Origin of the sequence: Streptomyces sp. XY431 (assembly GCF_001279805.1) — a bacterium.
In the GTDB taxonomy this organism is placed as follows: domain Bacteria; phylum Actinomycetota; class Actinomycetes; order Streptomycetales; family Streptomycetaceae; genus Kitasatospora; species Kitasatospora purpeofusca.
In genome coordinates, this window is record NZ_LGDO01000230.1 from 103003 (window position 1) to 119922 (window position 16920).

18 protein-coding genes are annotated in these 16920 nt (G+C 71.9%); 7 read left to right on the forward strand and 11 right to left on the reverse strand.

What is annotated here, in order from left to right; genetic code table 11:
* Positions 1–152: 152 nt before the first annotated feature.
* Genes ADK60_RS21690 through ctaC form a run of 3 tightly spaced genes read right to left on the reverse strand, consistent with a single transcriptional unit; the run spans position 153 to position 3195 of the window.
* Positions 153–569 (reverse strand): cytochrome c oxidase subunit 4, encoded by a 417-nt coding sequence (locus tag ADK60_RS21690; protein WP_053648217.1) that lies wholly within the window; start codon positions 567–569, stop codon positions 153–155.
* Positions 569–2344, reverse strand: a complete 1776-nt coding sequence (gene ctaD / locus ADK60_RS21695; RefSeq protein ID WP_053648219.1) for an aa3-type cytochrome oxidase subunit I — start codon at positions 2342–2344, stop codon at positions 569–571. The genes ADK60_RS21690 and ctaD overlap by 1 nt, the downstream gene beginning before the upstream one ends.
* A complete protein-coding gene (gene ctaC / locus ADK60_RS21700) occupies positions 2341–3195 on the reverse strand; it encodes an aa3-type cytochrome oxidase subunit II (protein ID WP_053648220.1) in 855 nt (284 codons plus the stop codon). The genes ctaD and ctaC overlap by 4 nt, the downstream gene beginning before the upstream one ends.
* Positions 3196–3559: 364 nt before the next feature.
* Between ctaC and ADK60_RS21705 the strand changes: the two genes are divergently transcribed.
* Positions 3560–4954, forward strand: a complete 1395-nt coding sequence (locus ADK60_RS21705) for a cysteine desulfurase/sulfurtransferase TusA family protein (RefSeq protein WP_053648258.1) — start codon at positions 3560–3562, stop codon at positions 4952–4954.
* On the opposite strand, the gene ADK60_RS21710 is transcribed toward ADK60_RS21705, so the two are convergent.
* Positions 4947–5924: a carbohydrate kinase family protein gene (locus ADK60_RS21710; protein ID WP_045938263.1), complete on the reverse strand. Its 978-nt coding sequence runs from the start codon at positions 5922–5924 to the stop codon at positions 4947–4949. The two genes, ADK60_RS21705 and ADK60_RS21710, sit on opposite strands and share 8 nt — an antisense overlap.
* A 264-nt stretch (positions 5925–6188) precedes the next feature.
* Between ADK60_RS21710 and ADK60_RS21715 the strand changes: the two genes are divergently transcribed.
* On the forward strand, positions 6189–6407 hold the full coding sequence (locus tag ADK60_RS21715) for a hypothetical protein (protein WP_045938264.1): 219 nt from the start codon (positions 6189–6191) through the stop codon (positions 6405–6407).
* Positions 6408–6532: 125 nt separating this feature from the next.
* Positions 6533–7288, forward strand: coding sequence for a hypothetical protein (locus ADK60_RS21720; RefSeq protein ID WP_053648222.1), 756 nt, complete (start codon positions 6533–6535; stop codon positions 7286–7288).
* A 90-nt stretch (positions 7289–7378) separates the two neighbouring features.
* Here ADK60_RS21720 and erpA read toward each other — a convergent pair whose 3' ends face one another.
* A complete protein-coding gene (gene erpA / locus ADK60_RS21725) occupies positions 7379–7732 on the reverse strand; it encodes an iron-sulfur cluster insertion protein ErpA (protein WP_030391519.1) in 354 nt (117 codons plus the stop codon).
* Positions 7733–7976: 244 nt separating this feature from the next.
* On the opposite strand from erpA, the gene ADK60_RS21730 reads away from it, so the two are divergent.
* Entirely contained in the window at positions 7977–8846 is an 870-nt protein-coding gene (locus tag ADK60_RS21730) for a GNAT family N-acetyltransferase (protein WP_045938265.1), read from the forward strand.
* A gap of 84 nt (positions 8847–8930) precedes the next feature.
* Here ADK60_RS21730 and ADK60_RS21735 read toward each other — a convergent pair whose 3' ends face one another.
* From ADK60_RS21735 to ADK60_RS21745, 3 genes are all read right to left on the reverse strand, one after another.
* Positions 8931–10298, reverse strand: a complete 1368-nt coding sequence (locus ADK60_RS21735; RefSeq protein ID WP_107084094.1) for a pyridoxal phosphate-dependent decarboxylase family protein — start codon at positions 10296–10298, stop codon at positions 8931–8933.
* A gap of 211 nt (positions 10299–10509) precedes the next feature.
* Entirely contained in the window at positions 10510–10974 is a 465-nt protein-coding gene (locus ADK60_RS21740; protein WP_045938267.1) for an Lrp/AsnC family transcriptional regulator, read from the reverse strand.
* A gap of 211 nt (positions 10975–11185) precedes the next feature.
* Entirely contained in the window at positions 11186–12109 is a 924-nt protein-coding gene (locus tag ADK60_RS21745) for an NADP-dependent oxidoreductase (protein WP_199839714.1), read from the reverse strand.
* Between the two features lie 201 nt (positions 12110–12310).
* Between ADK60_RS21745 and nadA the strand changes: the two genes are divergently transcribed.
* Positions 12311–13495: a quinolinate synthase NadA gene (gene nadA / locus ADK60_RS21750; RefSeq protein ID WP_478328321.1), complete on the forward strand. Its 1185-nt coding sequence runs from the start codon at positions 12311–12313 to the stop codon at positions 13493–13495.
* 107 nt (positions 13496–13602) lie between these two features.
* On the opposite strand, the gene pspAA is transcribed toward nadA, so the two are convergent.
* On the reverse strand, positions 13603–13896 hold the full coding sequence (pspAA, locus tag ADK60_RS21755) for a PspA-associated protein PspAA (RefSeq protein WP_045938268.1): 294 nt from the start codon (positions 13894–13896) through the stop codon (positions 13603–13605).
* A 75-nt stretch (positions 13897–13971) separates the two neighbouring features.
* A complete protein-coding gene (locus tag ADK60_RS21760; protein WP_078896215.1) occupies positions 13972–14775 on the reverse strand; it encodes a PspA/IM30 family protein in 804 nt (267 codons plus the stop codon).
* 332 nt (positions 14776–15107) lie between these two features.
* On the opposite strand from ADK60_RS21760, the gene ADK60_RS21765 reads away from it, so the two are divergent.
* Together ADK60_RS21765 and ADK60_RS21770 are read left to right on the forward strand one after the other, a co-directional pair.
* A complete protein-coding gene (locus tag ADK60_RS21765; protein WP_078896216.1) occupies positions 15108–15707 on the forward strand; it encodes a DUF3043 domain-containing protein in 600 nt (199 codons plus the stop codon).
* An 11-nt stretch (positions 15708–15718) separates the two neighbouring features.
* The gene (locus tag ADK60_RS21770; RefSeq protein ID WP_353651762.1) at positions 15719–16633 is read left to right on the forward strand and encodes a class I SAM-dependent methyltransferase; all 915 of its coding nucleotides are present in this window, start codon (positions 15719–15721) and stop codon (positions 16631–16633) included.
* Positions 16634–16701: 68 nt separating this feature from the next.
* Here ADK60_RS21770 and ADK60_RS21775 read toward each other — a convergent pair whose 3' ends face one another.
* Entirely contained in the window at positions 16702–16905 is a 204-nt protein-coding gene (locus tag ADK60_RS21775; protein WP_030391529.1) for a hypothetical protein, read from the reverse strand.
* Positions 16906–16920: the final 15 nt, after the last annotated feature.

The following is a 16920-nucleotide window of genomic DNA, read 5'->3' on the forward strand; positions in this document are numbered from 1 at the left end:
CGCACGATTGGTCAGATCGTAGGAACCTCATCCGGCTGAGCGACATCCGAACGGCGCCCCATTGCGCCGGCGGGGTGAGGCCGTCACTCCGGGGACGCAACAGGGCCGGGCTTCCCGTGCGGGAAGCCCGGCCCTGTGGGAGAGAACCGGTCCTACTGGTTCTGGTTCTCGCCCCGGTAGAACTCGAAGACCCAGCCGAAGAGGCCGATCAGGATGACCGGGATCGACCAGTACAGCAGCCACCAGCCGAAGATCACACCGAGGAAGGCCAGCGCGCCGCCGACCGCCAGCGAGAGCGGCTGCCAGCTGTGCGGGGCGAAGAAGCCCAGCTCGCCGGAGTCGTCCGCAACCTCGGCCTCGGGGTTGTCACCCGCGCCGCTGTCCACCCGGCGGGCGGTGAAGGCGAGGTAGTACCCGATGAAGGCGCACAGCGCGAAGGCGAGGAACAGCGCGGTGGTACCGGCGGCCTCGATGCCGAGGTCGGAGCTGTTGGTCCACAGGCCGTAGGTGATCGCCATGGCCAGCACGAAGACCGCCAGGCCCAGGAAAATCTTGCCCTGTTCCCTCATCAGGCGTCGCCTTCCTTCTTGCCCTTGCCGAGCTTCGGGGCGTCGTACTTGGCCGGGGTCACACCGGCGAAGTGCTTGGCCGGCTCACCGTGGTACTCCAGGTAGTCCAGCGCGGCGATCTCCGGGTAGTGGAGGTCGAAGGCCGGGGATTCGGAGCGGATCCGGGGCAGGGTGAGGAAGTTGTGCCGCGGCGGCGGGCAGGAGGTCGCCCACTCCAGCGAACGGCCGTAGCCCCACGGGTCGTCCACCTCGACCTTCTCGCCGTACTTCGCCGTCTTCCACACGTTGTAGAGGAACGGCAGGATCGACAGGCCGAGCAGGAACGAGCCGATGGTCGAGACGGTGTTCAGGGTGGTGAACCCGTCCGAGGCCAGGTAGTCGGCGTAGCGGCGGGGCATGCCCTCCGCGCCGAGCCAGTGCTGCACCAGGAAGGTGGTGTGGAAGCCGATGAACAGCGTCCAGAAGGTGACCTTGCCGAGGCGCTCGTCGAGCATCTTGCCGGTCATCTTCGGCCACCAGAAGTGGAAGCCGGCGAACATCGCGAAGACGACGGTGCCGAAGACCACGTAGTGGAAGTGGGCGACGACGAAGTACGAGTCCGAGACGTGGAAGTCGATCGGCGGGGAGGCCAGCAGGACACCGGTCAGACCACCGAAGAGGAAGGTGACCAGGAAGCCGACCGTCCAGAGCATCGGGGTCTCGAAGCTCAGCGAGCCCTTCCACATGGTGCCGACCCAGTTGAAGAACTTCACACCGGTCGGGACCGCGATCAGGAAGGTCATGAAGGAGAAGAACGGCAGCAGTACCTGTCCGGTGACGTACATGTGGTGGGCCCACACCGTCACGGACAGACCGGCGATCGCGATGGTGGCCGCGATCAGGCCGGAGTAGCCGAACATCGGCTTGCGGCTGAAGACCGGGATGATCTCCGACACGATGCCGAAGAACGGCAGCGCGATGATGTACACCTCGGGGTGGCCGAAGAACCAGAACAGGTGCTGCCAGAGCAGCGCGCCACCGTTGGCCGGGTCGAAGACGTGCGCCCCGAACTTGCGGTCCGCCTCCAGGGCGAACAGCGCGGCGGCGAGCACCGGGAAGGCCAGCAGGACCAGCACGGCGGTCAGCAGGACGTTCCAGACGAAGATCGACATCCGGAACATCGTCATGCCGGGCGCGCGCATGCAGATGATCGTGGTGATGAAGTTGACCGCACCGAGGATCGTGCCGAAGCCGGAGAAGGCCAGACCCATGATCCACATGTCCGCGCCGATGCCCGGCGAGCGGACCGCGTCCGAGAGCGGCGCGTAGGCGAACCAGCCGAAGTCGGCGGCGCCCTGCGGGGTGAGGAAGCCGGCCACCGCGATCAGCGAGCCGAACAGGTACAGCCAGTAGGCGAACATGTTCAGCCGCGGGAACGCGACGTCGGGCGCGCCGATCTGCAGCGGCATGATCCAGTTCGCGAAACCGGCGAAGAGCGGCGTCGCGAACATCAGCAGCATGATCGTGCCGTGCATCGTGAACGCCTGGTTGAACTGCTCGTTCGACAGGATCTGGGTCCCGGGACGAGCCAGCTCGGCGCGCATGACCAGGGCGAGGATGCCGCCGATCAGGAAGAAGGCGAACGACGTGCCCAGGTACAGCGTGCCGATCGTCTTGTGGTCAGTGGTGGTCAACCACTTGATGATGGTGGAACCCGGCTTCCGGGTCCGCTGCGCCCCGACCGTGACGGCCCCGGCGCCCCCGCCGGCCGCGGCGGGCTCGTTGAGGATGGTCACTTCTCTTCACTTCCCATGGTCGTGATGCCGGAGGGCACCGCGCCGGTCTGACCCTTGGCCCGGAGGTCCTTCAAGTGCTGCTCGTACTCGGCCCGGTCGACGACCTTCACGTTGAACAGCATGCGCGAGTGGTCGACGCCGCAGAGCTCGGCGCACTTGCCCTTGTACTCACCCTTGACGGTCGGGGTGACCTCGAACTTGTTGACCACGCCCGGCACGACGTCCATCTTCATCATGAAGTTGATGGGCCAGAAGTCGTGGATCACATCACGCGAGGTGAGGCGGAACTGCACCGTCTCGTTCACCGGCAGGTACAGGGTGGGCGGCTCGTTGGGGGTACCCACCTCGTACGCGGCCTGCTGGTTGGCAGGGTCGGGGTTCTCGGTGTTCTCGTAGTTGAACGCCCAACTCCACTGGAAGCCCACCACGTTGACGGTGTGCTGCGGCTTCTCGGAGACGGAGATCAGCTTCGACTCGTCGCGGGCGACGAAGTAGAAGAGGACCGACACGATGATGATCGGGACCGCGGTGTAGAGCGCCTCGATGGGCACGTTGTACCGGGTCTGCGGGGGGACCTGCACACCGGTGCGGCTGCGCCGGTGGAAGATCACGCTCCAGATGATCAGACCCCACATCAGTACGCCGACCACCAGCGCCGCGATCCAGGAGCCCTGCCACATGTGGAGGACCATCGGCCCTTCCTTGGTGACAGGGCTCGGGAGGCCAAGCCTGGGGAGGTCGTTGGCCGAGCAGCCGGTGGCGGTCGCGATGACGAGGCCCAGTGCCAGCGCCTGAGGCAGCTTCCGCCGCATCGTGCGCCGCGGCGAGCGGTCGGAGCCGTTGGGACTCACGTAGCGCCTTCCCGAAGTCTCGCCCGCCTTCGCGTCGCCCCGGGGAGGCTGTCCCTCCCCGGCGACCCGACCACGGGCACGGTTTGAATGCTTATGCGGGCCAAACCCTACTCCAGCCTTATGCGCTGCTGACGGGCAGGTCCCAGTAACGCGCCGCCCGGACACCCGATCAGGCCCGGCAGGGGCTGCGTCGCAGGTCATCCTAGGCATTAGGGGTCCGTACGCCCGATCGAGGGATGACCTCGGACAACGTGGTGACGCCCCGTCGGGAGCGGACTATCCGGACATTCGGGATGATCGACTGACAGTCGGTGAGCCGTCGGCGGAACCCCGGACACGCCCGCCGGTGTCGTTAAATGTGACCGTGTACTTCGATGTGGCCTCCACCGCACCGCTCCACCCCGTCGCGCGGCAGGCGCTGACCGCCGCCCTGGACGAGGGCTGGGCCGATCCGGCCCGGCTCTACCGCTCCGGACGCCAGGCCAGAATGCTGCTGGACGCCGCCCGGGAGACCGTGGCCGAGGTGATCGGCTGCCGGGCCGACGAGATCGCCTTCACCTCCGGCGGGACCCAGGCCGTCCAACTCGGGGTGCTGGGCGCGCTGCGCGGCAACCGGCGGCGCGGCGGGCACCTGGCGCACTCCGCCGTCGAGCACTCCAGCGTGCTGCACAGCGCCGAACGGCACCTCGCCGAGGGCGGCGAGGTCACCTCGGTGCCGGTGGACCGGCACGGCCGGGTGGACCCGGAGGTCTTCGCCGCCGCGCTGCGGCCGGACACCGCGCTCGCCGTGCTGCAGTCCGCCAACCACGAGGTGGGCACGGTGCAGCCGGTCGACGAGGTGGCCGCGCTCCGCGGAGAGGTGCCGCTGCTGGTGGACGCCGCGCAGAGCGCCGGGCGGGTGGACCTGCCGACCGGCTGGTCGCTGCTCACCGCCAGCGCGCACAAGTGGGGCGGACCGGCCGGGGTCGGGGTGCTCGCGGTGCGCAAGGGCGTCCGCTACGTCTCGCCGCTGCCCGCCGACGAACGGGAGGCGGGCCGGGTACCGGGCTTCGTCAACGTGCCGGCGATCGTCGCGGCCGCGGCCTCGCTGCGCGCGGTACGGGCCGAGGCGGAGCGGGAGAACGCCCGGCTGCACGAGCTGGTCGAGCGGATCCGGGCCCGGGTGCCGCGGCTGGTGCCCGAGGTGGAGGTGGTCGGCGACCCGGTGCGGCGGCTGCCGCACATCGTCACCTTCTCCTGTCTGTACGTGGACGGCGAGGTCCTGCTGGGCGAGCTGGACCGGGCCGGGTTCGCCGTCTCCTCCGGCTCCTCCTGCACCTCGTCCACGCTGACCCCGAGCCATGTGCTGGCCGCGATGGGCGTGCTCACCGAGGGGAACGTCCGGATCTCACTGCCGTTCGGCACCACCGGGGCGGACGTCGACCGCTTCCTGACGGTACTGCCGGAGCTGGTGGCCGGCGTCCGCGCGCCGCTGGGCCTGGACCTGCCCGCGCCCGCCGCGGCCCGGGAGCCCGACGGGGGCCCGCTGGTCCTGGACGCGCTGGGCAAGCGGTGCCCGCTGCCGGTGATCGAACTGGCGAAGCGGATCGGCGACGTCCCGGTGGGCGGGACGGTCGTGGTGCTGGCCGACGACGAGGCGGCAAGGCTGGACGTGCCGGCCTGGTGCGGGATGCGCGAGCAGGAGTACCTCGGCGAGGCCCCGGCCGCCGAGTACGGCGGCGACCGGGGCTCGGCCTACCTGGTGCGGCGGGTCAGTTGACCAGGTGCGCCCGGACGTCGGCGCCGGCCTCCTCGCCGTAGGCCGCGACGAAGCGCTGCAGGAAGTCGTGCGGGCGCAGCTCGTACTCCTGGGTGCCGACGGTCTCGATCACCAGGGTGGCCAGCATGCAGCCGAGCTGGGCGGCGCGCTCCAGCTCCAGCTCCCAGGAGAGGCCGGCCAGGAAGCCGGCCCGGAAGGCGTCGCCGACACCGGTCGGGTCGGCCTTGGCGGCCTCGGGGGCGCAGCCGACCAGGATCGGGGACTCGCCCTTGCGCTCGATCCGGACGCCCTTGCTGCCGAGGGTGGTGATCCGGGTGCCCACCCGGGTGAGGATCTCCTCCGCGTCCCAGCCGGTCTTGGACTCGATCAGCGCGGCCTCGTACTCGTTGGTGAAGAGGTACGCGGCGCCGTCGACGATCTGGCGGATGTCGTGGCCGTCGAGGCGGGCCAGCTGCTGCGACGGGTCCGCGGCGAAGGCGTAGCCGCGGGTGCGGCACTCCTGGGTGTGGCGGACCATCGCCTGCGGGTCGTCGGCGCCGATCAGCACCAGGTCGAGGCCGCCGACGCGGTCGGCGATCGGCTTGAGCTCGATGCTGCGGGCCTCGGCCATGGCACCGGTGTAGAACGAGGCGATCTGGTTGTGGTCCTCGTCCGTGGTGCACATGAAGCGCGCGGTGTGCCGGGTCTCGGAGATGTGGACCGACCGGCAGTCCACGTTGTTGCGCTCCAGCCAGCTGCGGTACTCCGCGAAGTCCGCGCCGGCCGCGCCGACCAGGACCGGGCGCAGGCCGAGCACGCCCATGCCGAAGGCGATGTTCGGCGCGACGCCGCCGCGGCGGATGTCGAGGGTGTCGACCAGGAAGGACAGCGACACGGTGTGCAGCTGCTCGGCGACCAGCTGGTCGGCGAACCGGCCGGGGAAGGTCATCAGGTGGTCGGTCGCGATCGAACCGGCGACGGCGATACGCACGGGGTCTCCTCAGGATGGCAGCGGGGCCATGGAACAGCGGGGGTGGAACCCACCCACGGTACCCGGCGCGCCCGGGGCCCCAGCAAGACGCCGGGTGCGATCCCGGCCGTCCGCTGTCACCCGCCACCCCCGAAGGTGTACTACCCCGGGGTAGCTCTGGTGGCTGCCGGACGCCCCGCCTAGGGTCGCAGTCAGGGGCTCCTCCCGGCCCCGACCGGGACCGTGGCGGCGCTGCCACGGCAGGTGGATCGGAGTTGATGGCCGATGTTGCCCAGTCACCACCCGCTGCGGGTTCCGCCCGCCCTGCTCGGCGACGCCGACGGGGAGTCGCTCGACGCACTGGTGGACTCCTCGCACCGGCTGCGGCGGTTCTGGCCGCTGCTGGCGACCGGTCCGCAGGACAGCGCGCCGGCCGGCTCCGGCTTCCGCGTCCCCTCCCGGGCCCGGCGCGTGGTCGCGTCGATGCCCGAGTACGGGCCCTGAGCCACTCTCCCGAGGGTCCCGGGGTGCGGCCGGGGCGGGCGGGGAACCGGAATCGTCCGGGCCACGTCACATCCCCGCGGTGCGGCCGCCAAGGCGTACCGCTGAACCCTCGGGAGGAAGTGCAGATGGATCTGGAGAGCATGCCCAGGCGTTCCGGCCGGGCCCGCGCGACGGCACTGGCCGGTCTCGCCCTGGCGGCGGTGGCCGTCCTGGCCGGCTGCGACGGCGGGACCAAGGCGGCTTCGGACACGGCGCCCTCCGGCGGGGAGCGGGCCTCGGCGAGCGCTTCCGCCTCGCCGGGCGCGGCCACCGGCAGCGCGGACCCGGCCGCCCCGGCCACGACCTCGGCCCCGTCCCCGGTGACCACACCGCCGGTCGACCCGACGGCCACCTCGCCGGACCCGCGACCGGCCAGCCCGGCCCCGGACAGCCCCGCCCCGGCCACCAAGCCGCCGGTCCCGCCGGCGACCCCGACCCCGGCGCCCACTCCCCCGGGCTCGGGCGGCAACGGCATCGCGGTGGGCGAGCCGCCGCCGAACGGCTCCGGGAGCGGCTCGCCGGTGCACCCGGCGATCACCTACCGGGTGGACGGCAACAAGCTGACGGTCTGGTTCTACGGCGGGATCTGCCAGCGGTACGCGCTCAAGGCCGACGAGTCCAAGCCGGGCCGGGTGGACGTCCGGGTGACCACGGCGACGCCGATCCCGGCCGGACAGGCCTGCGCCGATCTGGCCAAGCGGCAGACGGTGACGGCCGACCTGAAGCAGCCGCTCCAGGGCCGGGCGGTGACCGATCTGACGACCGGGCAGGAGGTGCCGCTGGAGGCGGACGCCAAGATCGGCCCGGATCCGGTGGTCCCGGACATCCCCGGCAACCCGTGACCCCGGCGCGGACTCCGCGCGGACACGACGAAGGCGGCTCCCGGGATCCCGGGGGCCGCCTTCGTGTCGGACCTACTGGCTTCGGACCGACTAGCTGAACGAGTCGCCGCAGGCGCAGGAGCCGGTGGCGTTCGGGTTGTCGATCGTGAAGCCCTGCTTCTCGATGGTGTCGACGAAGTCGACGGTGGCGCCACCCAGGTACGGGGCGCTCATCCGGTCGGTGACGACCTTCACACCGTCGAAGTCCTTCAGCACGTCACCGTCGAGCGAGCGCTCGTCGAAGAACAGCTGGTAGCGCAGGCCCGAGCAACCGCCGGGCTGGACGGCGACGCGCAGCGCCAGGTCGTCCCGGCCTTCCTGCTCCAGCAGGCCCTTGACCTTGGCCGCGGCGGCATCGGTGAGGAGGATGCCACTCTCGACGGTGGTCTCGTCCTGGACGGTCATCTGCGTTCTCCCGGTCTTGACGACGGTCTGCCGCCAGTACCAACCGACGGCCGTCCGGATTCATTTCCCGGACGACGGAGTGTTTTCGGTGGATTCACGGCGGCGGTGTTCCGTGGGCCGGGCGTGCACCCGTTCCCCATACGCCTTCCATGCTCGCACACCGGCGGCCCCGGGCCGCATCCCGCTCGGACGGATCCGGGCGAACCGGCCCCGCGGCGCGGGTCCGGCGGTCAGGATGGTGGGCATGATCCTGCGCCCGATCCAGGACTCCGCCGCCGACGCGGAAGCGGTCCGGCAGATCTCCGTCGCCGCGTTCGCCTCGCTCCCCGACGCCCCGCCGGTCACCGGACCGCCCCCGCCGTCCGTGTTCCAGCTGGCCCGCACCAGGCACCTCGCGCGCACCGATCCGCAGGGCTGTTGGCTGGCCGAGCTGGACGGCGAGCCGGTCGGGGCGGTGCTCGCGCTGCGCCGCGAGGACGTCTGGGTGCTGGCGCTGCTCGCGGTGCTGCCGCAGGCCCAGGGCAAGGGGGTGGGGCGGCTGCTGCTGGAGCGGGCCCTGGCCCACGGGCGCGGCTGTCTGCGCGGGATGCTGTGCTCCTCGCCGTCCCCGGCGGCGGTGCGGCGGTACCGGCTGGCCGGGTTCACGCTGCACCCGGCGATGCAGCTGACCGGGCGGGTGGACCGGTCCCGGCTCAATGACCCGGGCGACCTTCCGGTGCACCCCGGCAACGCCACCCACCGGCACCTGCTGGACTCGGTGGACCGGAGGCTGCGCGGCGCCGCCCACGGCCCGGACCACGAACTGCTGCTCGCGCACTGCGAGGAGCTGCTGGTCGCGGACACCCTGGCCGGCAGCGGCTACTGCTACCGGGAGGGCGGCGAGGTGCGGCTGCTGGCGGCCACCTCGAAGCGGATCGCCACCCGGCTGCTGCGCGAGGCGCTGGCCCGGGTGCCGGAGGGGCTGGAGGCGCGGGTGGAGGCGCTGACCGCCGAGCAGGAGTGGGCGCTGGACGTCGGCCTCGAACTGGGCCTGTCCGTGGAGACCCGGGGGTACCTGGGGCTGCGCGGGATGCGCCCGCCGGCGCCGTACGTGCCCAACGGCGGGCTGCTGTAGCGCCGGAAGCGCACCGACCGCCGCCGGGCGGGGGTCGGTGCGCTTCCGGACGGGTGCGCCGCGGGCGTCGGAGCGCCGTGGGCATCACTCCATGGTGTCGAGGATCTCCTTGACCATCTCCATGGTGGTGCCCGGGTGCAGGAAGGCGAAGCGGGCGACCGTCTCGCCGTCCCAGCCGGTGGGGGTGACGAAGCCGATCTGGTCCGCCAGCAGCTGCTGCGACCAGCGGTAGTAGTCGTCGTTGGTCCAGCCGTTGCGCTTGAAGCAGACCGCGGAGAGCTGCGGGTCGAACAGCAGCTCCAGGTGCTCGCTGTCGCGGATCAGCTGCGCGGTGTCCCGGGCCAGCGTCAGGCCGGCCTCGATGGCGTCGGTGTACGCCTGGACGCCGTGCACGGCGAGCGAGAACCACAGCGGCAGGCCGCGGGCGCGCCGGGTCAGGTGGTAGGCGTAGTCGGTGGGGTTCCACTCGTCGCCCTCGGTGTGCAGCACGTCCAGGTAGGAGGCGTCCTGGGTGTGCACGGCGCGGGCCAGCTGCGGGTTGCGGTAGATCAGCGCGGCGCAGTCGAACGGCGCGAACAGCCACTTGTGCGGGTCGACGACGAAGGAGTCGGCGTGCTCGATGCCGTTGTAGCGCTCCCGGACGGAGGGGGCGAACAGGCCCGCGCCGCCGTAGGCGCCGTCCACGTGGAACCACAGCCCGCGCTCGCGGGCGACCTCGGACAGGCCCTGGAGGTCGTCGACGATGCCCTCGTTGGTGGTGCCGCCGGTGCCGACGACGGCGATCACCGTCTCCGGGTTCGGGTCGGCGGCCAGGGCGGCGCGCAGCGCCTCGCCGGTGAACCGGCGGTCGACGGTCGGGACCTTGAACGCCTCGACGCCGATGATGTTGAAGGTGTTCTTGACCGAGGAGTGCACCTGGTCGGCGACGGCGATCCGCAGCCGGGCCTCCGGACCGACGCCGAGTCGGCGGCGGGCCGTGTCCCGGGCGACGACCAGGGCGGAGAGGTTGCCGGCCGAGCCGCCGGAGACGAAGGTGCCGCCGGCCGAGGCCGGCATGCCCGCGCGGTCGGCTATCAGGCGCAGCACCTGGTTCTCGGCGGCGATCGCGCCGGCCGCCTCCAGCCAGGAGATGCCCTGGAGCGAGGCGCAGGAGACCACCATGTCGAAGAGCAGCGCGGCCTTGGTGGGGGCGCACGGGATGAAGGACAGGTAGCGCGGGCTGTCGGCGGAGATCACCGCACGGGAGAGCTCGTGGTCGTAGAGCTTGAGCACGTCGGCCGGGTTGTTGCCGTCCTGGTTGAGCAGGCCGGCCAGCTGGGTGCGCAGGTGCTCGCCGTCACCGGGGTGGTCGAGCGGGACCGGGTCGTACTGCAGCCGCTCGCGCATGTAGTCGAAAACCAGGTCGACCAGGTCGCTGTCGGGCCGGTGCATGCGGTCGGGGGCTGCGGACACGGGTGTCCCTCTCGGCTGTGGGGGTCGGGGAGGGTCCGGTGGAACGGGGGGGTTGGCACCGCACGGCCGGACATGATCAGCGTAGGCAGCCCCGGGCCTTCCCCGCGCGTCGGAACGCGGCCGGTCGGGCAGCTTTCGGGCGTCTTCGGCGGGCCTCGCGCAGGATTCCTGCGCGGGGGTCGAACTGGGCCGAACGGGGCGGTTCCTCCGGCTAACCGATCAGCTGGGAGAGGACCACGGAGGAGCGGCTGCGCTGGACGCCGGGCTCGCGGCGGATCCGCTCGATGACCGCCTCCAGGTGGCGCATGTCGGCGGCCCGCAGGTGGACCAGCGCGTCCGGATCGCCGGTGACCGTCCAGGCGGCGATCACCTCGGGGAACTGCCGCAGGCTGGCGAGGATCTCCTCGGGGGCGGTCCGTTCGCGGCAGTAGACCTCGACGAAGGCCTCGGTCTGCCAGCCGAGCACCGAGGGGTCGAGCACCACGGTGAAACCGCGGACCACCCCGCGCGCCCGCAGCCGGTCGATCCGGCGGCGGACGGCGGTGGCGGAGAGGTTCACCTGGAGCCCGATCTCGGCGTACGAGGCGCGACCGTCCCCGGCCAGCCGGGCGAGCAGGAGGCGGTCGGTCTCGTCCAGGGAGGCCCCGACCGTCTCGTTCTCTCGGCTGCTGCTCATCGGTGCGGGGCTCCACGGGTCGTGCGGCGTCGGGATCGGGGCGGGGCGGCGCCCGCCGGGGGACGGCGGCGGCGGCCCGCCGAAACGGTTCGGCTCCATTCTGGCGGATGTCAGGAGCGAGTTCACCGCTGACGGATGACAACGGGAGGACGTCCGTCCGTCGGCCGGGCGGCGGCGCCCGGCCGGTGACCGGTCGGTGATCGGTCGGCGCTCAGTCGTTGAGCAGGACGATCTTGCCCCGGGTGCGGCCCTCGGCACTCAGCGCCTGGGCGGAGGCGGCCTGGGCGAGCGGGAAGGTGGAGGCGACGGTCACGGTCAGCCGCCCCGCGTCGGCGAGCGCGGCCAGCTCGGCCAGCCCGGCCGCGTCCGGGCGGACCCAGACGTACCGGCCGCCGCGGGCCTTGACCCCGAAGTCGGCGACGGAGGCGATCCGCGCCGGGTCGGCGACCAGTCCGGCCGAGACCTCGACGGCGTCGCCGCCGACCAGGTCCAGGGCGGCGTCCACCCCCGCCGGGGCCAGCTCCCTGACCCGCTCCGCCAGCCCCTCGCCGTACCGGACCGGCTCGGCGCCGAGCTCGCGCAGATAGGCGTGGTTGCGCTCACCGGCGGTGCCGATCACCCGGGCCCCCAGGGCGCGGGCGATCTGGACGGCCAGGTGGCCGACCCCGCCGGCGGCGGCGTGCACCAGGACGGTGTCGCCGGGGCCCGTGCCCACCGCCCGCAGCGACTGGAGGGCGGTGAGCCCGGCCAGCGGCAGTCCGCCGGCCTGCGCCCAGTCCAGCGCGGCCGGCTTGCGGGCCAGGGTGCGGACCGGCGCGGCCACCAGCTCGGCATAGGTGCCGTGCTCGACCGCGTCCTTGCGCACATAGCCGTAGACCTCGTCGCCGGGCGCGAACTCGGTGACACCGCCGCCGACGGCCCGGACCACGCCCGCCGCGTCCCAGCCCATCACCAGCGGGAAGTGCGCGTCGAGCAGGCCGTCCAGCAGCCCCTCCCGCACCTTCCAGTCGACCGGGTTCACCCCGGCCGCCCTGACCTGCACCAGTACCGAGTCCGGGCCGACCTTCGGGTCGGGCAGGTCGGTGTACTCGACCACTTCGGGGCCGCCGTAGCGGTGGATCGCGATTGCCTTCATGCCACCAGCGAAACCCGGCCGGACCAGGATCCGGTTCCGGCCACGCCGGACGGGCCCGGGAAGGCTCCGAACCGGCGAGCGGTTCTCGTCACATCGACAGGATGGCCATCGTCACTCTGACGCTAACCGGTTATCATAGATTGCGTCAGTTAGACGAAAAGGCTGCACCGCTTGATCGGCCGCACAGAAGGGCACCCGCCCGTGACCACCACCATCACCGAGACCTACGGCGTCGACCCCACCCCGACGCCGCTCGCTCTGCTGCTGCTCGGCCGCCAGGCCGACCCGAACAGCGAGCGCGGCGTCGAGTGCCCCGGCGACCTCCCCCCGGCCTCCGACCCGGACCTCGTCGAGCGCGCCCGCGCGGCCAAGGCCGCACTCGGCGAGCGCGTCTTCATCCTGGGCCACCACTACCAGCGCGACGAGGTGATCGAGTTCGCCGACGTCACCGGCGACTCCTTCAAGCTCGCCCGGGACGCCGCGGCCCGCCCGGAGGCCGAGTTCATCGTCTTCTGCGGCGTGCACTTCATGGCCGAGTCGGCCGACATCCTCACCGGCGACGCCCAGCAGGTCGTCCTGCCGGACCTCGCCGCGGGCTGTTCGATGGCCGACATGGCCACCGCCGAGCAGGTCGCCGAGTGCTGGGACGTGCTGACCGACGCCGGCATAGCCGATGTGACCGTCCCGGTCTCGTACATGAACTCCTCCGCCGACATCAAGGCCTTCACCGGCCGGCACGGCGGCACCATCTGCACCTCCTCCAACGCCCGGCGGGCGCTGGAGTGGGCGTACGAGCAGGGCCAGAAGGTCCTGTTCCTGCCCGACCAGCACCTGGGCCGCAACACCGCGGTGCGGGACATGGGCTTCTCGCTGGACGACTGCGTCGTCTACAACCCGCACAAGCCGAACGGCGGCCTGACCGTCGAGCAGCTGCGGGACGCGAAGATGATCCTCTGGCGCGGCCACTGCTCGGTGCACGGCCGGTTCACCCTGGACTCGGTGAACGACGTGCGCGAGCGGGTCCCCGGCGTCAACGTCCTGGTGCACCCGGAGTGCCGGCACGAGGTCGTCGCGGCCGCCGACATGGTCGGCTCGACCGAGTACATCATCAAGGCGCTGGACGCCGCCGAACCCGGCTCCAAGTGGGCCATCGGCACCGAGCTCAACCTCGTCCGCCGGCTCGCCAAGGCGCACCCGGACAAGGAGGTCGTCTTCCTCGACCGGGCGGTCTGCTTCTGCTCCACCATGAACCGGATCGACCTCCCGCACCTGGTGTGGGCGCTGGAGTCGCTGGTCGAGGGCCGGGTGCCGAACGTGATCAAGGTCGACCCGGAGACCGAGAAGTACGCCAAGGCGGCGCTGGACCGGATGCTGGCCCTGCCGTAACGATTCGCCCGGTCCGCAGGCGGTCCGCCGCCGGTCCGGGCAGCGACGAAGGGCGGGCCCCCTCCGCACGGAGGGGGCCCGCCCTTGTGTCTGGCGCGAGACGGCGGCTACTCGGGAATGCCCGGGATGAGGCCGTCACCCTCCGCCCGCAGCAACTCGCGGACGTCCTCGATGGTGGCCTCGGCGTCCGGCAGGATCAGGTCGGACGGCTCCAGCGAATCGTCCGCCAACGGGGTGCCGAACTCCCGCACGGCGCCGAGCAGCTCGACGAGCGCCCGGCGGAACTGTTCCTCGTCCCCCGACTCCAGTGCGGTGAGAAGCTCCTCGTCGAGCTCGTTGAGCCGGTTCAGATGGGTCTCGCCCACCTGGAACTGCCCCTCACCCATGACCCGCATGATCATGCCGTGCGTCTCCCTGTTCCTGGGGATGTCCCCGGAGGTGCTCCGGGGCGGAGCTCAGGTCGGTTGCCGCTCCGACTACTTGTTGTAGTTGATCCGCGGGCCGTCCTGCTGCTGCGGCGCGGCGTCCTGCTGCCGGCCCTGCTCGATCGCCTGCGGGCCGGCCGGGGAGCCCCCGGTCAGCTCGGCCTTCATCCGGGCCAGCTCCAGCTCGACGTCGGAACCGCCGGCCACCCGCTCCAGCTCGGCCTCGATGTCGTCCTTGCGGCCGAGACCGCTGGCGTCGTCGAGCGCGCCGGAGGCCAGCAGCTCGTCGATCGCACCGGCCCGGGCCTGCATCTGCGCGGTCTTGTCCTCGGCCCGCTGGATCGCCAGACCGACGTCGCCCATCTCCTCCGAGATGCCGGAGAAGGACTCGGCGATCCGGGTCTGCGCCTGGGCCGCGGTGTAGGTGGCCTTGATGGTCTCCTTCTTGGTGCGGAAGGCGTCGACCTTGGCCTGCAGCCGCTGGGAGGCGAGCGTGAGCTTCTCCTCCTCGGCCTGGAGCTGCTGGTACTGCACCTCCAGGTCGTTGATCTGGGACTGCATGTTCGCCTTGCGGGTGAGGGCCTCGCGGGCGAGGTCCTCCCGGCCGAGCGAGAGCGCCTTGCGGCCCTGGTCCTCGTACTTCGCCGACTGCTGCTGCAGCTGGGTCAGCTGGAGCTCCAGACGCTTGCGCGAGGTGGCCACGTCCGCGACGCCACGACGCACCTTCTGCAGCAGCTCGAGCTGCTTCTGGTACGAATAATCGAGCGTCTCACGCGGATCCTCCGCCCGGTCCAAGGCCTTGTTCGCCTTGGAGCGGAAGATCAGCCCCATACGCTTCATGATTCCGTCGCTCATGGGCCTCGGGTGCCCCCTTCTCCGGCCTGCGGTATCAGTCTCTTACCAGACACGACGAGTGTATGTGCAGCGAGCCCGTCGCCGCAGTGCACCTGCCTGCAACAAGCCTGCTACAGGTCGGTCCCGGGAAGCCTCATCCGCGGGGTGGATCCCGCCCTCATTCCACCCGCCGGTCAGCGGAGTGATCCCCTACGGGACTCCCCCCTGGACGGGTACGGGACCCCGACCCGGGTCCCCCCGGGACCCGTCGCGGCCGGTCCGGGACGCGATCGATACGCGTTCGGTTCCCGGGGGACCGGAAGAAGCGCCGCCGCACCCCGTAGGCTGGTGGTGTGTTCCGACGCCGTTCAGATGATGCCGCCGCCTCCGCCACCGTGCTGGAGAAGCAGGACGGCAAGACGCAGACCCGCGACCCGCAGGCGAAGAAGGGGCGTCCCACGCCCAAGCGCAGCGAGGCCGAGACCAACCGACGGACCAGGGTCACCGTGCCCAAGGACCGCAAGGAGGCCTCCCGCCAGGCCCGCGAGCGGATGCGTTCCGAGCGCGAGAAGCAGCGCCAGGCGCTGATGGACGGCGACGAGCGCCACCTGCCGGCCCGTGACAAGGGCCCGGTGCGGAAGTTCACCCGCGACTACGTGGACGCCCGCTGGTCGCTCGCCGAGTTCTTCCTGCCCGCCGCCGTGCTGATCCTGGTGCTCAGCATCGTCAAGGTGCCGGCCCTCCAGCTGCTCTCCACGGTGCTCTTCCTGCTCTTCTTCGTCCTGGTGATCCTGGACTTCGTCCGGCTCGGCTTCGGCCTGCGCAAGCAGCTCGCCGAGCGCTTCGCCGGGCAGAACACCCGCGGCGCGGTCGCGTACGGCCTGATGCGCATCCTGCAGATGCGCCGGCTGCGACTGCCCAAGCCGCAGGTGCGGCGCGGGGAGAAGCCCTGACCGCCGAACCGGTGGACTCCGGCTGGGCCCCTCCCCTGTGGGACGGGCCCGGCCTCTACGCGCTCCCCGGCCAGGGGGGCGGCGGCCACGACCGGTTCGCGCAGGAGCGCGACGGGTACGAGCGGCACGGCCACGAGCGGCGGCTGCCCTCGCGCAGCGGCTCCTACGCCGGCGGCACCGGCCCCGCGCCGGGGCGCTCCGGCACCCTGCGCAACCTCGTCCGGCAGGAGATGGTCGCCCGGCAGCTCGCCGAGCAGCTCACCGGACGCACCGCCCAGCGCGTGCTCGACATCGGCTGCGGCCAGGGCACCCAGGCCCTGCGGCTGGCCCGGGCCGGCCACTACGTCACCGGCATCGACTCCGACCCGGCCGCGCTCGGCGCCGCCCAGGAGACGCTGGCCGAGGAGCCCGACCCGGTACGCGAGCGGGTCCAGCTGCTGATCGGCGACGGGCACCAGTGCGGGCGCTGGTTCGGGGCGCGCAGCTTCGACGTCGTGCTCTGCCACGGCGTGCTGATGTACCTGCCGGACCCCGATCCGATGATCGCCTCGCTGGCCCGGCTGCTCGCCCCGGGCGGGCTGCTCTCACTGGTGGTCCGCAACCGCGACGCGCTCGCCCTGCGGCCCGCCGCCGCCGGCGACTGGCGCGCCGCGCTGGAGGCCTTCGAGAGCGACCGCTACTACAACCGGCTCGGTCTGGCGGCCCGCGCCGACCGGATCGGCGACCTCGCCGTCACCCTCTCCGAGGTGTCCGTGCCGCTGCGGCACTGGTACGGCGTCCGGGTCCTCACCGAGAGCACCCCCGACGACGCGCCGCCCGTGGACGGCCGGCAGCTCGCCCAGCTGCTGGAGGCCGAGGAGCGGGCCGGCCGCACCGACCCCTACCGGCAGGTCGCCGCGCTGCTGCACGTCGTCGGGATGAAGTAGCCCCGGCGGACAGATCGGGGGAAGGAAGGCCGCCCGCGCACCGGCGAGCGGCCCCCGTCCGGGCCGGATCAGCCCTCGTGCAGGCTCATCGTGTAGATCTCGCGGTCGTCGTCCAGCAGGACGGCGCGGTCCACGCCGTCCTCGGCCAACTGCTTCCAGTTCTCCCCGATCCAGGTCTCCGCGTCCCCCTGGCCGGCGAACTCCTCCGCCTGCCCGCTGCCAGGGGCCACCACGGTGCCGTCCGCCTTCTCGTACCGCCACGTCCAGACCATGCCCGGCTCCTCCCG

What these genes read in the sequence shown, in the direction of transcription:
- erpA (WP_030391519.1), bottom strand. Translation starts at nt 7,732, where the DNA reads ATGACCGTCCAGGACGAGACCACCGTCGAGAGTGGCATCCTCCTCACC.
- ADK60_RS21775 (WP_030391529.1), bottom strand. Translation starts at nt 16,905, where the DNA reads ATGGTCTGGACGTGGCGGTACGAGAAGGCGGACGGCACCGTGGTGGCC.
- ADK60_RS21745 (WP_199839714.1), bottom strand. Translation starts at nt 12,109, where the DNA reads ATGAAGGCAATCGCGATCCACCGCTACGGCGGCCCCGAAGTGGTCGAG.
- ADK60_RS21730 (WP_045938265.1), top strand. Translation starts at nt 7,977, where the DNA reads ATGATCCTGCGCCCGATCCAGGACTCCGCCGCCGACGCGGAAGCGGTC.
- ADK60_RS21720 (WP_053648222.1), top strand. Translation starts at nt 6,533, where the DNA reads ATGGATCTGGAGAGCATGCCCAGGCGTTCCGGCCGGGCCCGCGCGACG.
- ADK60_RS21715 (WP_045938264.1), top strand. Translation starts at nt 6,189, where the DNA reads ATGTTGCCCAGTCACCACCCGCTGCGGGTTCCGCCCGCCCTGCTCGGC.
- ADK60_RS21690 (WP_053648217.1), bottom strand. Translation starts at nt 569, where the DNA reads ATGAGGGAACAGGGCAAGATTTTCCTGGGCCTGGCGGTCTTCGTGCTG.
- ADK60_RS21740 (WP_045938267.1), bottom strand. Translation starts at nt 10,974, where the DNA reads ATGAGCAGCAGCCGAGAGAACGAGACGGTCGGGGCCTCCCTGGACGAG.
- ADK60_RS21760 (WP_078896215.1), bottom strand. Translation starts at nt 14,775, where the DNA reads ATGAGCGACGGAATCATGAAGCGTATGGGGCTGATCTTCCGCTCCAAG.
- pspAA (WP_045938268.1), bottom strand. Translation starts at nt 13,896, where the DNA reads ATGATCATGCGGGTCATGGGTGAGGGGCAGTTCCAGGTGGGCGAGACC.